The following is a 14159-nucleotide window of genomic DNA, read 5'->3' as shown; positions in this document are numbered from 1 at the left end:
CGGGAAAACACCCACACCGGCCAGCACAATCCAAAACTGGCATAAAAACCCGGCCACGCACACGGGGGTGCACGCAACCAGGCAATCAACACCATCAAAAAAATGGCATCAACGAACTTGGCACACTATTGAGTTCTCAAACAACAGGCCCCTCCGGTACAAACAACCACCACCCGGCGGCCGCCCCGTCCCGAAGCAACTTCTCAAACCTACCCACCGCATCTCCTCAAGTCAAATCGACCGTTTCCGGTTGTCTTTGCTCGAATGATCGGTGGGGCTGTCGCGCCGTGCCGGAGTGTTTCCCCGTGCCCGGCGCGGGATAAAACTGTACCACCGTTCCGGCGCGGATGCCAACCCCGGCCCCGAACGCCCGCGGGCCCCGGAACCACTGAGGGTTCCGGGGCCCGCCGCACGGTTTCTCCCGGTCGGTTCTCCCGGTCGGGGTCGACCCGGCTCAGACCTCCGTCAGGCGCCCGTGGTGTCACCCGAGTCGGGGACGAGGTACACCACTCCGAGCGGCGGGAGCGTGAGAACGGCCGTGGCGGCCTTGCCGTCCCACTCGCCTTCCTCTGCCATGACATACCCGCTGTTCGTCACGCCGGAGCCGCCGTACTCCTTGGCATCCGTGTTCAGCAGTTCCCGCCAGCGGCCGGCGCGCGGCAGGCCCACGGTGTAGTCGATGTGCGGGTTGCCCGCGAAGTTCGCGATGCAGACGAGCGGCTCCCCGTCAGCGGACCACCGGATGAACGAGATCGTGTTGTGGCTGTCGTCGTCGCCACGGATCCACTCGTAGCCCGCGGGATCGAAGTCCTTCTCGTACAGCGCCGGCGTGGCCCGGTAGACCGTGTTGAGCTCGCGGATCAGGGACTGCAGACCGCGGTGGGGCTCGAGGTCAGCGAGCCACCAGTCGAGGCCGTACTCCTGGTTCCACTCGCTCTCCTGGCCGAACTCGCACCCCATGAAGACCAGCTGCTTGCCCGGGTGCGCCCACTGGAAGGCGTAGAACGCGCGCAGGTTCGCCAGCTGCTGCCACCGGTCCCCGGGCATCTTGCGCAACATGGAGCCCTTGCCGTGCACAACCTCGTCGTGGCTGATGGGCAGGAGGAAGTTCTCACTGAAGGCGTACACGATCGAGAACGTCATCTTGTTGTGGTGCCAGCGGCGGTTGACCGGGTCTTCCTCCACGTACTGGAGGGAGTCGTGCATCCAGCCCATGTTCCACTTGAGCCCGAACCCGAGGCCGTTGACCGATGTCGGCTTGGTCACCCCCGGGAAGGCCGTGGACTCCTCGGCGATCATGGCGATCCCCGGGTTGCGCTTGTACGCAGTGGCGTTCGCCTCCTGGAGGAACGAGATCGCCTCGAGGTTCTCGCGCCCGCCGAACTGGTTGGGCCGCCACTGTCCCTCGGCCCGGGAGTAGTCGAGGTACAGCATCGACGCAACCGCGTCGACGCGCAGCGCATCGACGTGGAACTCCTCGAGCCAGTACAGGGCGTTCGCCACCAGGAAGTTGCGCACCTCCGTGCGGCCGAAGTTGAAGATGAGCGTGCCCCAGTCCGGGTGCTCGCCCTGCATGGGGTCAGCGTGCTCGTACAGCGCCTCGCCGTCGAACTTCGCGAGCGCCCACTCGTCCTTCGGGAAGTGCGCGGGTACCCAGTCCACGATCACGCCGATGCCCGCCTGGTGGAGCTGGTCGACGAGGTACCGGAAGTCGTCCGGGTGGCCGAACCGGGAGCTGGGCGCGTAGTAGGACGTGACCTGGTAGCCCCACGAGCCTCCGAACGGGTGCTCCGCCACCGGCATGAACTCGACGTGGGTGAAGCCCATCCACGTGACGTACTCGACCAGCTGCTCCGCGAGCTCGCGGTACCCGAGCCCCGGGCGCCAGGACCCGAGGTGGACCTCATACACGCTCATCGGGGCGTCGAGGGGATCGGTGGCTGCGCGCTCGGCCATCCAGGCGTCGTCCTTGAACGCGTACCGGGACTCCACGACACGCGACGCCGTCTGGGGCGGCACCTCGGTGCCGAACGCCATGGGGTCCGCCCGCTCGACCCAGTGTCCGTGCTTGGTGAGGATCCCGAACTTGTAGCACATGCCTGCTACTACGCCCGGAATGAAGATCTCCCAGATGCCGGAGGAGCCCAGGCTGCGCATGCTGTGCTCGCGGCCGTCCCACCCGTTGAAGTCGCCCTTCACCTGCACGGCCTGGGCGTTCGGCGCCCAGACCGTGAACGCCGTGCCCTCGACGTTGCCGAGCATGGAGTGATGCCGCTCGACCCGCGCACCGAGGGCCTTCCACAGCTCCTCGTGCCGGCCTTCGCCGATGAGGTGGAGATCGAGCTCGCCGATGCTCGGCATGTAGCGGTAGGGGTCATCGAGGGTCACGAAGTGGCCCTCGCCGTACTCGACCTCGAGGCGGTAGTCGGGCACATGCCCGGTGTCCGACTCAGGGACGGTGCCGACCCACACGCCGTGGGCCTCGTGGCGCAGCGGCACGCGGCCCTCAGGCGTGAGCACCGTGACGCCCTGGGCGAGGTGCTTCACCGTCCGGAAGGTGACGGTTCCCTCGCCGTCGAGGTGAGCGCCGAGCACGGCGTGCGGGGCGTGGTATGCCCCAGCTGCGAGCTTCGCGATCACGTCGCCGTCAACGGGTATCGGAGCCTTCTCACCCGCACCGGCTGCGACGTGCGACGGGAGGGAGGCCCCGCCGTCGGCCACCGAGGCTGCGGCCAGCGCCGCTCCGCGGACCGCGCCGTCGTCCGCCGCGTCCCGCCGGCCGACCGCTTCCTGCTCCGCCGCGCCCGCGGCGTTCGTTCCGTGCTCCCCGTGTGGTGACACGTCCGTCTCCTCTCCAGGCAGCGAGAACGCCGCCCCATGTGCTGTCCCGGGGCCCGCTTGGGCGGCACCCCCAGCGATGCTCTCCCCCGCCGCGCCGGCCGCCGATTCCGGAAGCCAGGCAGTAAGGGCAGACCGTGCCGCTCGTATCGGGATCTCGGCCCACGCTGGCCGGTTCCGCTCCTCGTAGGCCACTTCGTAGAGCGCCTTGTCCAGCCACAGCGCCGCGAAGAGCGGCGTCCCGAATGGATCCTCGCCGCCCGCGACCGAGGCGTAGCCCTCCCAGTAAGCGCGCCCGGCCTCGTCGGCCCAGCCCTCGGACACCCGGGCCGCGGGATCGGTGCGTCTGGCCGCCCCGGCGGCGTAGTCGAAGGAGCGCAGCATGCCGACGACGTCGCGCAGCACGACATCCGGGTGGCTCCGCTCGGCGACGGGACGCAGCGGCTCCCCCTCGAAGTCGAGGATCGCGAACGGCCGCTCGCCCTCCGGGAACCGCAGCACCTGGCCGAGGTGCAGGTCCCCGTGGATCCTCTGGACGGGCAGACCGTCCACGGCGCCCCCGAGCGAGTCCAGCAGGTTCTCAAGCGCGGCGTCGTCGACCCCGATGCTGTCCCTGACCTCGTCCCAGGCGGAGCGGAGGCGGGACGCGAGCCTGTCAACGAACGGCGGGCCCGTCTGGTCGTCGAGCACGGCGATCCCGAGCGTGTCGGCGAGGGCTTCGTGGACACGGGCCGTGGCAGCGCCGAGGGCACGCGCGTCCTGCGCGATCGAACGCCCCTCGACCGCAGCCTCCAGGGCGAAGGACCATGCGTCCGTCCCGCCCTCGAGGAACTCATGCACGACGGCGAGCTGCCCGCTCGCGCGCTCGCCTCCCCTGAGGCTCCACTCGGCATCGATCCAGCCGAGCGCCGTCGCGACGTCGGTTGCGCCGGCCTTGGCGAGGGCGGCGCCGAGCTCGACCTCCGGGTTGAGGCCCTCGGCGAGCTGGCGGAAGACCTTGACCATCGCGTTGCCGGTCTCGGAGCGCACGATGATGGACGTGTTCGACTGCTCGCCCCGCAGGACGGCAGCCTCGATGGCGCCCGACGGAAGGTTCCCGGCGCCGCTGAGGGGACCCGTCGCCGTCGTGCCCGGGCCCTCGATCTGGCTCCCGTGCTCCATGACATCGAGGAGCGCGGTGACGAAGGCAGGGTCGTGGACCGCGTCGTAGACCCAGACGAGGCCGAGGGAGGGATGGCGTGCCTGGCCGATGAGGGCATGCGCGCCGGAGGCCAGGGCCTGGGTCCGCAGGCTCACGGGGACGTTGAGGACGGTTTCCAGCCGCCCCGCCCGCACCCGGACGAAGTGGATCTCGAGGCCCACGCCGGCAGCGGCGTCGGCCAGGACGATCTCTCCGGCCGGAGCGGCCTCGACCGCACCGCGTCCCTTCGCGGGGAACCAGCGCTGCGCGGGCAGCCACTCGGCCAGGAGTGCGTTCAGTGAGGGTGTCAGGGCGTGTGCGGTGGCCTGAGTCATTCGACAAGCTCCCCAGTGGTCGGCTCGGGGACAATGATGGGCAGAGCCGTGGTCTGCGGGCTCGAGGGGATCGACGCTGCGTTCCGGATCCTCAGCCAGAAGTACCCGTGCGGAGCGAGCGTCACGTGGAAGCGCCCGTCCGGGCCGACCTCGGAGAACGGCTCGCCGCCGAAGACGTCCCGCAGCCCGCGGCCCGCGAACTCCGGCAGGTCGACGGCCGCCGCAACCGGGTGCCCGGCGAGGTTGAACACGCACAGGATCGTCTCGGCGCGCTCCCCGTAGGCCTCCCCCTCCTTGAGCTCGCGGAGGTAGGCGAGCACGTGCTCGTTGTCCGCCGGCACGTTGCGGTATGCGCCCAGTCCGAAGACCGGGTGGGCGCGGCGCACGCCCAGGATGTTGCGCGTCCAGCGCAGGAGCGAGCCGGAGTGCGCCATCTCTGCTTCAACATTGGCCATGGAGTAGTTGTAGACAAGGGACTGGATGGTGGGCAGATACAGCTTTCCCGGATCAGCGACAGAGAAACCGGCGTTGCGGTCAGGGTTCCACTGCATCGGCGTGCGGACGGCGTCGCGGTCCTCGAGCCAGATGTTGTCGCCCATCCCGATCTCGTCCCCGTAGTACAGGAACGGGCTGCCCGGCAGGGACAGGAGGAGGGCGTTGATGAGCTCGATCTCGGCGCGCGAGTTGTCCAGCAGCGGCGCCAGCCTGCGCCGGATGCCGACGTTGGCCCGCATGCGCGGGTCGGAGGCGTACCAGCCGAGCATGGCCTCGCGCTCCTCGACGGTGACCATCTCGAGCGTCAGCTCGTCATGGTTCCGCAGGAACGTCCCCCACTGGGCCCCCGCCGGGATGGCCGGCGTGTCGACCATCGTGTCGATGATCGGCTGGGCCCGCTGATCGCGGAGCGCGTAGTACAGGCGCGGCATGATCGGGAAGTGGAAGGCCATGTGGCACTCCGGCGCCTCCTCGCTCCCGAAGTACTCGACGACCTCGTGCGGCGGCTGGTTGGCCTCCGCGATGATCACCCGGCCGGGGTACTTCTGGTCCATGAACTCGCGCAGCTTGCGGAGGAACTCGTGGGTCGCCGGGAGGTTCTCGCAGTTGGTGCCCTCCTCCTCGAAGAGGTACGGGATGGCATCCGCCCGCAGCCCGTCGACACCCTGGTCCAGCCAGAAGCGCACGACGTCGAAGACCGCTTCGACGACCTTGGGGTTCTCGAAGTTCAGGTCAGGCTGGTGGCTGAAGAAGCGGTGCCAGAAGAACTGGCGCCGGATCGGGTCGAAGGTCCAGTTGGACTCCTCGGTGTCGATGAAGATGATGCGGGCGTCCTGGTACTTCTCGTCCGTGTCGCTCCACACGTAGAAGTCGCCGTAGGGACCGTCCGGGTTGCGCCGCGACTCCTGGAACCAGCGGTGCTGGTCCGACGTGTGGTTCAGCGGCAGGTCGATGATGATCCGCACACCGCGCGCGTGCGCCTCCGCCACGAGCCGCTGGAAGTCGTTGATCGACCCGAACTCCGGCAGGACCGACTCGTAGTCCGCGACGTCGTAGCCGCCGTCGCGCAGGGGCGACTCGAAGAAGGGCGGGAGCCAGAGGCAGTCGATGCCGAGCCACTGGAGGTAGTCCAGCTTGTCGATGAGCCCCTGGATGTCTCCGGACCCGTCCCCGTTGGCGTCGGCGAAGGCCCTCACGAGGACCTCGTAGAACACTGCCTTGCGGTACCAGTGCGGATCATGCTGAAGACCGGGGGCATTGACGTTGAAGTTCGGCTTTGCCTGCTGGCCGATGTTCATGGTCTGGTGGTACTCCTTCGCGGCGAGGTGGCGCGGAATCAGGTCTGTGCAACGTTAGCGCTGCACGTCTGAAGGGTGCTAGCGCCGCACGTGGAGAACGTGCGCAGGCTCCGCGTGGGCGTCGAGGCGCACGTAGTTGTGCTCTCCCCACTGCCACGACTGCCCAGAGAGGAGGTCGTCTACACGGAATCGCCCCTCGTGGTCGAACAGGCCGGGGTCGAGGCTCAGCGACTCGAGGTCGAGCGTCACGGTCGACTCGCGGGTCGAGTGCGGGTCCACGTTCACGACGACGATGATGGTGTCCTTGCCGCCGTCGGGCAGTTCCTTGTGCTTCGAGAACACGACGGTGGCATCGTCGGTGCTCGTGTGCAGCGTCAGGTTCTGCAGGTCCATGAGGGCCGGGTGGGCGCGGCGGATCTCGTTCAGACGCGCGAGGTAGGGCGCGAGCGAGCGGCCGGCAGCCTCCTCCCCCGCCCAGTCGCGCTGCTTGTACTCGTACTTCTCGTTGTCGATGTACTCCTCGGCGCCAGGGCGGGCCACGTGCTCGCACAGCTCGTAGCCGGCGTAGACGCCCCAGGTCGGGCTGGCCATGGAGGCCAGGACGGCGCGGATCTTGAAGGCGGGCCGGCCGCCGAACTGGAGGTACTCCGTGAGGATGTCCGGGGTGTTCACGAACAGGTTGGGGCGGTAGAACGCGGCCCAGTCCTTGGAGATCATCGTGAAGAACTCCTCGAGCTCCTCACGCGTGTTCCGCCAGGTGAAGTAGGTGTAGGACTGCTGGAACCCAGCACGGCCCAGCGCCTTCATCATGGCAGGACGCGTGAACGCCTCGGCGAGGAAGACCACCTCGGGGTTCTTCTTGTTGACCTTGCCGATGAGCCACTCCCAGAACCACACGGGCTTGGTGTGCGGGTTGTCCACGCGGAAGATCTTCACCCCGTGGTCGATCCACAGGTTCACGATCCGCAGGATCTCCTTCGACAGGCCCTCCGGGTCATTGTCGAAGTTGAGCGGGTAGATGTCCTGGTACTTCTTCGGCGGGTTCTCGGCGTAGGCGATGGACCCGTCGACCCGGGTGGTGAACCACTCGGGGTGCTCGGTGACCCACGGGTGGTCCGGCGAGGCCTGGAGGGCCAGATCGATGGCCACCTCGAGGCCGAGCTCGGCGGCGCGGGCGACAAAGGCGTCGAAGTCCTCGAAGGTGCCGAGGTCGGGGTGGATTGCGTCGTGCCCGCCTTCCGGCCCACCGATCGCCCACGGCGAGCCGGGGTCGTTCGGGCCGGCCGTGAGGGTGTTGTTGGGGCCCTTGCGGAACGCCCGGCCGATCGGATGGATCGGCGGGAGGTAGACGACGTCGAATCCCATGGCGGTGACCCCGGGAAGGCGCTCGGCGGCCGTGCGGAAGGTGCCGGACCTCCACTCGCCTGTCTGCAGGTCCCGCTCGGCGCCCTCGGAGCGGGGGAAGAACTCGTACCAGGCGCCACGGCCGGCGCGTTCGCGCTCCACCAGGAGCGGGAAGTGCTCGGTCTCGGTGACGAGCTCGGCAATCGGGAGACGCTCGACGGCGGCGAGCACCTCTGGGCTCTCTCCGGCCGCGAGGCGCTCCTCCACCGAGCGGGACACGTCCGACAGCACGCTGGCAGCCCGACGGAAGGCGAGGCGCCCCTCCTCGTCGCGCGCGTCGTCGTCGGCCGCCTCGCCCAGCAGCGCGGCGCCCTCGGCGAGCATGAGCTCGACGTCCACGCCTGCCCGGATCTTCACGTCAGCGTTGTGGTGCCACGTGCCGTAGCGGTCGTGCCACGCCTCGATGGTGAAGGTCCACTCGCCAGTCTTCGGCGGGGTCAGGACCCCGTGCCAGCGGTCCAGGCCCTTGCCCAGCTCCTCGAGCCGGACGCGCTGCTTCTCCTTTCCGCGCGGCGAGTACAGGACAGCGCTCACGCCGAGCGCGTCATGGCCCTCGCGGAAGGCGGTCGCGCTCACCGCGATGCCCTCCCCTGCCACCGCCTTCGCCGGGAAGGCCCCTCCCTCGACCACGGGAAGCACATCGGTGATGGGGAAGCGACCGAATCGAAGCTTGCTCGGCAGGGTGGGCTCGAGTGAAGGCACGAGGCGTCCTTTCGCGTGGGGGTAGCCCGTCAGGGCCCGTCCATGCGCCACGATAGTCGCGCGCGGAGACGAAAGCGAAGGACGTGACACGGCCCGGCGGGGCTGCCTCCGGTGCGTTGCACGTCATTCACCGTCCCGTAACGCGGCGCTCTTCATCCGCGAACACGGCTGGACTAGGGTGGCGCTCGTGAAGGCCATCCGTAGATTCACCGTCCGCACTGTGCTTCCTGAGCCGATCGCGGCTCTCGACACTCTCGCCACGAACCTGCGCTGGTCCTGGCACCAGCCCACGCGCGACCTCTTCGCGAGCCTCGATCCCGTGCTGTGGGAGGAGAGCCGCCACGATCCGGCCGGCTTCCTGGGCCTCATCACGCGCGAGAAGATGCAGGAGCTCGCGCTGGACACCGCCGTGGTCGCCCGCGTCCGCGCCGCGGAGGAGGACCTGCGCCGCTACCTCGAGGAGCCGCGCTGGTACCAGGGCCTCGGCGAGGACGCGCCGCAGTGCATCGCCTACTTCTCCCCCGAGTTCGGCATCACCGAGGTGCTGCCCCAGTACTCGGGCGGACTCGGCATCCTCGCCGGGGACCATCTCAAGAGCGCCTCCGACCTCGGGGTGCCGCTCATCGGCGTCGGCCTCCTCTACCAGGCCGGCTACTTCAAGCAGTCGCTGTCCCGCGACGCCTGGCAGCAGGAGACCTACCCCGTCATCGACCCGGACGCCCTCCCGCTGACGCTCCTGAAGGAGAACGACGGCACTCCCTGCGTCGTCACGCTTCCCCTGCCCAACGGACGCAAGCTGCACGCCTACATCTGGCGCGCCGACGTGGGCCGCGTGCCGCTGCTGCTCCTCGACTCCAACGTCCCCGCGAACGACGACGGCGCCCGGTCGATCACCGACCGCCTCTACGGCGGCGGCGGCGACCACCGCCTCCAGCAGGAGCTCCTCCTCGGCATGGGAGGCGTCAAGGCACTGCGCATCTACCAGCGCCTCACCGACGGACTCGCGCCCGAGGTCTTCCACACCAACGAGGGCCACGCGGGATTCCTCGGGATCGAGCGCATCCAGGAGCTCATGTCCGCCTCCGAGGCCCTCACGTGGGATGAGGCCCTCGTCGCGGGCCGGGCCTCGACCGTGTTCACGACGCACACCCCCGTGGCTGCCGGAATCGACCGCTTCGACGCAGCGCAGATCAAGTACTTCTTCGACGCCGGCCTCGCCCCGGACGTCCCGACCACGCGCATCCTCGAGCTGGGCCGGGAGAGCTACGACGGCGGCGACCCCGCAGTGTTCAACATGGCCGTCATGGGCCTGCGGCTCGCCCAGCGGGCGAACGGTGTCGCGAAGCTGCACGGCACCGTCTCCCGTGCCATGTTCTCCGGCCTGTGGCCGGGGTTCGACCACTCCGAGGTGCCCATCACGTCGGTGACGAACGGCGTCCACGTCCCCACGTGGGTGGATCCGAAGATCAGCTCCGTGGCGGAGACCTTCGAGCCCGGCTCCGCTGTGGGAGGCCGCTGGGACCTCGTCTTCAACGTCACCGACGAGCAGCTGTGGGAGACGCGCCGCGAGCTCCGCGCCCGCCTGATCGAGGACGTCCGACGCCGGCTGCGCGCCGCGTGGACCAAGCGCGGCGCGGGTGCCGCGGAGCTGACGTGGATCGATTCCGTCCTCGACCCTGACGTGCTGACGATCGGCTTCGCGCGACGCGTCCCGACGTACAAGCGGCTCACCCTCATGCTCCGCGACCCGGCGCGGCTCAAGCGGCTCCTGCTCCACCCGGAGCACCCGATCCAGATCGTCATCGCAGGCAAGTCCCATCCCGCGGACGACGCCGGGAAGAAGATGATCCAGGACCTCGTCCGCTTCACCGACGATCCCGAGGTGCGCCACCGCATCGCGTTCCTGCCCAACTACGACATCGCCATGGCCCGCACGCTCTTCCCCGGCTGCGACGTCTGGCTCAACAACCCGCTCCGCCCGCTCGAGGCGTGCGGCACGTCCGGCATGAAGGCCGCACTCAACGGCTCCCTCAACCTCTCCGTCCTCGACGGGTGGTGGGACGAGATGTACGACGGCTCGAACGGCTGGGCGATCCCGACCGCGAGCGGCAAGGCGAGCCCCCAGGAGCGAGACGACATCGAGGCGGCGGCGCTGTACGAGCTGCTCGAGACCCAGGTGGCCCCGCGCTTCTACGGAGCCTCCGGCTCGGGCGCCGGGGCCGAGTCCGCGGGCGCAGCCGGGCCCTCCACCGAGCCGCCGTCCCGGGTGCCGACCCACTGGATCTCGATGATCAAGCACACCCTGTCGCACCTCGGCCCGCAGGTCTCCGCGGACCGGATGCTCGGCGACTACGTGTCCGAGCTCTACACTCCGGCTGCCGTCGCGGGCCGGCGGGCTGTCGCAGAGGACTTCCGGCACGCCCGCGAGCTCGCGGCCTGGACGAAGCATGTGCGCAGCAACTGGTCGCAGGTCCATGTCGAGCACATCGACTCCGGCGGCCTCTCGGAGGTTCCCCAGATCGGCGACAAGCTGCACGTGAGCGCGTACCTCAACCTCGGGGTGCTCAACCCGGCCGACGTCCTTGTGGAGCTCGCGTACGGGCGCGTCGACGATTCCGACCAGCTCACCGATGTGAGCCTGGCCGAGCTCGAGCCGAACGAGAACCTCGGCAACGGCCGGTACCTCTTCAACGGCGCCGTCATGATCGAGCATTCGGGCGCGTTCGGCTATACGGTCCGGGTGATCCCCCGGCACGAGGGACTCGCGTCGAAGGCCGAGCTCGGGCTCATCGTCAACGCCTGAGCCGTCCGGCGTCCGGGGGTCACCTCCTGAGGGTCACGTGAGGTGACCTTCAGGAGGTGACCTTCAGAGTGAGGGTGCCGCAGCTGGCCTCCACCGCGTCGGCGAGGATCTCGCGCATGGCCACGAACGCGGGGAGTTCCCGGAACGCGGGGTGCACGTGCCACTCGAGCGCGACCGGCTGTCCCTCGTCATTGGCCAGCTCGGATGCCAGGTCCTGCAGGCAGTCGTTGAAGGCGTCGAGGTTGGGCCGGTAGTACGCCGGGAAGCCCAGCGCCTCGCCGAATGCGACAAGCACGTCCCGCTTCGACGCCGCAGCTGGCACGACCACAGTCCGGCGCGCGGTCACCGGTCCTCCAGGATGAACCGGAACGACTCATAGTGGTCGTCGGTGTAGTACGTGTCGCCACCGTCCCCGGCGACGATGCGCCGGGCCCCGCGGTCCGCCTCCCCCGGTGTCGGGACGGTGTACTCGTGGTAGTAGCCCCGCTGGCGCGAGGGCAGGATGCCCTCGAAGTTGCCGAACACCACCCCGTCGCGCTCGTACGGATACGGGCCGCCCTTGGCGATGAGAGCGAGGGTGTCGCGCGCCTCGCGCGGCAGCTGGGACGCCCGCACCTCGGCCAGCCCGCTCGGGTTGGCGACGGCCGAGCGCGCGGCGGCGGGCGGCGTCGTGCGCTGCGGCGTCGGGGAGGAGGGGCGCACCGCGGGGCTCGCGCTTTGGGAGGGTGAGGCGGCGGACGACGGCGCGGCGCCGGCCCCGGCCGTCGTGTCACCGGCGGCGCGGAGCAGGAACGAGGCGGCGACCGCGACCGTGAGGACCGCGGCCGCCACGAGGAGCCGACGGAGGGCAGGGCTCACGACGCCCCGCGGGCCCGGTAGATCGTGACGGAGTAGGGCTCGGAGATGTCGTCCTGGCCGCTCGCGAAGACCGTGCCGATCCGCTGCTCCATGAGGTGGGCTGTCGAGTAGCGCAGCTCGTACGCCATCTCGCGGACGACGGCCCCGTCACGGTACAGGGAGGGGAACTGGACGTCGACCTTGCTGGGGCCGCCGTTGATTACCACGAGCCCGTCCAGGTACCCGTCCTTGGAGCCGAGCAGGAACTGCAGGAGGCGTTCCCGGGGGTTCTGCCAGCGGGCAGGGTCCATGGGGAGCCCGTTCGCTCCGAACCAATGGAAGTAGTTGCTCTCCTCGCGGGTCGGGTAGCTTGCGGGCTGGCGGTGCAGGAAGTCCCGGCGGATGCGGATGAGCCACTTCGTGTGGTCGAGCATCTCGCGGCCCGCGGTGTCGAGGTTCCAGTTGAGCCATGTCAGCTCGTTGTCCTGGCAGTAGGCGTTGTTGTTGCCCTGCTGGGTGCGGCCGAACTCGTCGCCGGCCGTGATCATCGGGATGCCGAGGGACACCATGAGCGTGGCCATGAGGTTCTTCGCGGTCTGCGTCCGCGCGGCGATGATCGACTCGACCTCCGTGGGCCCCTCGAAGCCGTGGTTGTACGAGCGGTTGTGGCTGTGCCCGTCCCGGTTCTGCTCGCCGTTGGCCTCATTGTGCTTGCGGTGGTATGCCGTGAGGTCGGCGAGGGTGAAGCCGTCATGGGCGGCCACGAAGTTGACCGACGCGAGGGCCGTCCTGCCGGAGGCGGCGAACAGGCCGTGCGAGCCGGAGACGGCATCGGCGAGGCGCGCCATCGGCCCGCCCAGCCCGCCGGCGTCGATCGTGCCGCGGTCCGCGAGCCAGAAGTCCCGGACGGTGTCCCGGTAGTGGTCGTTCCAGTCCGACCACCCCTGCGGGAACGCTCCGGTCTGCCAGCCGCCGAACCCCACGTCCCAGGGCTCCGCGATGAGCTTGGTGCGGGACACGACAGGGTCCGCGGCCGCCGCCACGAGGAACGGGTGCGCGGGCGTGAACTCGTGCTGCCCGTCCCGGCACAGCGAGACCGCCAGGTCGAACCGGAAGCCGTCCACCTGGTACTCCTCCGCCCACATCCGCAAAGAGTCGAGCGCGAGCTGCACCACGCGCGGGTTGGAGAAGTCGACAGTGTTCCCGCATCCGGTGGTGTCGATGTAGCGGCCCCCGGCGTCGGTGCGGTAGTACTGCCGGTCCCCCAGCCCCCGGAAGGAGACGACCGGACCGTCGGGGCCCTCCTCGGCTGTGTGGTTGTAGACGACGTCGAGGATCACCTCGATCCCCGCAGCGTGGAGCAGCTTGACCATGCCCTTGAACTCGTCCTGCACGGCCTGCGGGCCGGCCTTGCGGGCGGCGGCGCTCGCGTAGGCGGGATGGGGGGCGAAGAACGCCGCTGTGTTGTACCCCCAGTAGTTGGTCAGCCCGAGGTCCTGCAGGTGCATCTCGTCCAGGTGGAAGTGCACCGGGAGGAGCTCGATGCTCGTGACGCCCAGACGCTGGAAGTGCTCGATCATCACGGGGTGCGCGAGGCCGGCGTAGGTGCCGCGGAGCTCCACCGGGATGTCCGGGTGGAGCATGGTCTGGCCCTTGACGTGGGCCTCGTAGATGATCGTGTCCCGCAGCGGGACGGCCGGCTTGGCGACATCGCCCCAGTCGAAATGCTGGTGGACGTGGACGTTCAGCCACTGGCCCTCAACCCGCTCCACCGCGCGCCCGTAGGGGTCGAGGAGGAAGGCGGCCTCGCCCGGCTCGGGTGCGTCACCGGCGTCGTCCGTCCTCGAGGCGAACGCGTACCTGGTCCCCTCCGGGATCCCTGCGACCAGCCCATGGTGCACGCCGTCCGTGAACTCCGGGAGCGGCTCCTTGTGCCACTCGCCCGCGGCGTCGATGAAGTGGACGTCCACGGCTGCCAGGCCCGGGGCGTAGACGGCCAGATTGACGGTGTGGCTCGCCATCTGCTCGGCGGCGCGCGCAGGCGTGAGCCCGAGCGGAAACGGCTGCGACGGCGTCACCACGAACGCCAGCGGCATCGTCATGTTGCTCATGCTCATTGCACCCTCGTCCCCTGCGCGCAGGCTGTCGGCCCCCGCTCATCCAGCCGGGTCGTGAAGCGGTTGCCCGCGGCACGCCCATCCTAGTATCGGGCACGCGCTCGATTCGACCCGCGACAAGTCGTCCGGTTCGGCCCATGACGGAGTGTT

General features: G+C 69.3%; 7 protein-coding genes. 1 reads left to right on the top strand and 6 read right to left on the bottom strand.

Going from position 1 to position 14159, the window contains the following annotated elements:
* Positions 1-465 precede the first annotated feature (465 nt).
* The 3 genes from glgB to CGQ25_RS02415 all read right to left on the bottom strand — a co-directional run bounded on the left by glgB (position 466) and on the right by CGQ25_RS02415 (position 8252).
* Positions 466-4353 (bottom strand): 1,4-alpha-glucan branching protein GlgB, encoded by a 3888-nt coding sequence (gene glgB, locus CGQ25_RS02425; protein ID WP_208711647.1) that lies wholly within the window; start codon positions 4351-4353, stop codon positions 466-468.
* Positions 4350-6146 carry a maltose alpha-D-glucosyltransferase gene (gene treS, locus CGQ25_RS02420; protein ID WP_208711646.1) on the bottom strand — a complete coding sequence of 599 codons (1797 nt, stop codon included), beginning with the start codon at positions 6144-6146 and terminating at the stop codon, positions 4350-4352. Before treS ends, glgB begins: the two co-directional genes overlap by 4 nt.
* 78 nt (positions 6147-6224) lie before the next feature.
* Positions 6225-8252, bottom strand: a complete 2028-nt coding sequence (locus CGQ25_RS02415) for an alpha-1,4-glucan--maltose-1-phosphate maltosyltransferase (RefSeq protein WP_208711645.1) — start codon at positions 8250-8252, stop codon at positions 6225-6227.
* Positions 8253-8439: 187 nt separating this feature from the next.
* Here CGQ25_RS02415 and glgP point away from each other — a divergent pair, with 187 nt between their 5' ends.
* Entirely contained in the window at positions 8440-11055 is a 2616-nt protein-coding gene (glgP, locus tag CGQ25_RS02410) for an alpha-glucan family phosphorylase (protein WP_208711644.1), read from the top strand.
* Positions 11056-11104: 49 nt separating this feature from the next.
* Here glgP and CGQ25_RS02405 read toward each other — a convergent pair whose 3' ends face one another.
* Genes CGQ25_RS02405 through glgX form a run of 3 tightly spaced genes read right to left on the bottom strand, consistent with a single transcriptional unit; the run spans position 11105 to position 13994 of the window.
* Entirely contained in the window at positions 11105-11401 is a 297-nt protein-coding gene (locus CGQ25_RS02405) for a barstar family protein (protein ID WP_208711643.1), read from the bottom strand.
* Positions 11398-11913 (bottom strand): ribonuclease domain-containing protein, encoded by a 516-nt coding sequence (locus CGQ25_RS02400; protein ID WP_208711642.1) that lies wholly within the window; start codon positions 11911-11913, stop codon positions 11398-11400. The genes CGQ25_RS02405 and CGQ25_RS02400 overlap by 4 nt, the downstream gene beginning before the upstream one ends.
* The gene (glgX, locus tag CGQ25_RS02395) at positions 11910-13994 is read right to left on the bottom strand and encodes a glycogen debranching protein GlgX (protein WP_208712827.1); all 2085 of its coding nucleotides are present in this window, start codon (positions 13992-13994) and stop codon (positions 11910-11912) included. Before glgX ends, CGQ25_RS02400 begins: the two co-directional genes overlap by 4 nt.
* Positions 13995-14159 lie beyond the last annotated feature (165 nt).

It is taken from the genome of Sinomonas sp. R1AF57, assembly GCF_002224485.1.
Taxonomy (GTDB): Bacteria; Actinomycetota; Actinomycetes; order Actinomycetales; family Micrococcaceae; genus Sinomonas; species Sinomonas flava.
This window is presented reverse-complemented; position numbering and strand designations above follow the sequence as displayed.

Bases quoted from the DNA above. Each gene is read 5' to 3' on its own strand.
- glgB (WP_208711647.1), bottom strand. From the start codon at position 4,353: ATGACTCAGGCCACCGCACACGCCCTGACACCCTCACTGAACGCACTC.
- treS (WP_208711646.1), bottom strand. From the start codon at position 6,146: ATGAACATCGGCCAGCAGGCAAAGCCGAACTTCAACGTCAATGCCCCC.
- glgX (WP_208712827.1), bottom strand. From the start codon at position 13,994: ATGACGATGCCGCTGGCGTTCGTGGTGACGCCGTCGCAGCCGTTTCCG.